Origin of the sequence: Streptomyces glaucescens (assembly GCF_002154375.1) — a bacterium.
Lineage (GTDB): Bacteria > Actinomycetota > Actinomycetes > Streptomycetales > Streptomycetaceae > Streptomyces > Streptomyces glaucescens.
Genome location: NZ_MUND01000817.1, coordinates 1 through 1431 on the forward strand (window position 1 = coordinate 1; position 1431 = coordinate 1431).

General features: G+C 74.8%; 1 protein-coding gene. It reads left to right on the top strand.

Annotation, left to right across the window (positions count from 1 at the left end; translation table 11 throughout):
* The coding region (locus CCN42_RS37745) for a potassium channel family protein (protein WP_107427713.1) at positions 1-1431 on the top strand (1431 nt) is incomplete at both ends.

Sequence of the window (1431 nt, forward strand, 5' to 3'; positions counted from 1 at the left end):
TCGTGTACGACGACGACGAGACCAACATCCGAGCCGCACTCGCCGCCCGCCGCCTCAACCACCGGATCCGGCTCGTGCTCCGCCTCTACAACCGGCGGCTCGGCCAGCACATCGAGGAGCTGCTCGACCAGGCCGCCACCCTCGCCCTCGGCGACGGAGCCACCCGCTACGACGCCTCCACGACCGTCCTGTCCGACGCCGACACGGCCGCGCCCGCGCTCGCCGCCACCGCGCTCGCCGGCACCAGCAAGGTCGTCCAGACCGAAGGGCTGCTGCTGCGGGCCGTGGAACGGCAGCCGCCCGCGCCCGGCGAGGTGGCCGACCCCGGACTGGCCACCCTCGCGCTGCTCTCCGCGACCGCCAACGACCCGGCCGGCGCGGACGGTTCCGACAGCAGTGGGGAGCAGGGGCCGCAGCTGCTGCCGGACGCGGCGACCGTGCGGGCCGCGACCGGGCGCGGCGCGGTGGTGCTGGAGCAGGTCTCCTACTCCGGGCCCGCCCAGGGCTCGGGCCGCGGCGGGACGTTGCCGTTCGCCTCGCTGTTCTCACGGCGGCTGCGGTGGTCGCTGTTCGGGCTGGTGGTGTGTGTGGTCGCGCTGGCCGTGGCACTGAAGGTGGTCACCGGGGAACACCTGCTCCACGCCACCTACGTGACCCTGCTCGACCTGTTCGCGATCAACGAGCCCGCGCTCCAGCAGTCCACCGCCCGGCAAGTGCTCCAACTGCTGTCCGGGCTGGTCGGATTACTGCTGCTGCCGGTGCTGCTGGCGGCCGTACTCGAAGGCCTCGGCACCTTCCGGAGCGCGTCCGCGCTGCGCAAACCGCCCCGCGGGCTCGGCGGGCACGTCGTGCTGCTCGGGCTGGGCAAGATCGGCACCCGGGTGCTGACCCGGCTGCGCGAGCTGCACATCCCGGTGGTGTGCGTGGAATCCGACCCCGAGGCCCGCGGGCTCGCCACCGCGCGGCGGCTGCGGGTGCCGGTGGTGCTCGGCGATGTCACCCAGGAGGGCGTGCTGGAGGCCGCCAAGATCCACCGGGCGCACGCCCTGCTCGCGGTGACCAGCGCGGACACCACCAACCTGGAGGCCGCGCTGTACGCACGGTCGGTGCGGCCCGATCTGCGGGTGGTGCTGCGGCTGTACGACGACGACTTCGCCACCGCCGTGTACCGCACCCTGCGGGCCGCGCACCCCTACGCGCTCACCCGCAGCCGGAGCGTGTCGCACCTGGCGGCGCCCGCGTTCGCCGGGGCGATGTTCGGGCGGCAGATCCTCGGGGCGATTCCGGTGGAGCGGCGGGTGCTGCTGTTCGCCGCCGTGGACGTCGGCGGGCATCCGAGGCTGGAGGGGCGGACCGTGGCGGAGGCGTTCCGGCCCGGGGCGTGGCGGGTGCTGGCGCTGCGCACCGGGGCGGTGGGGGAGGGTGGGGAGG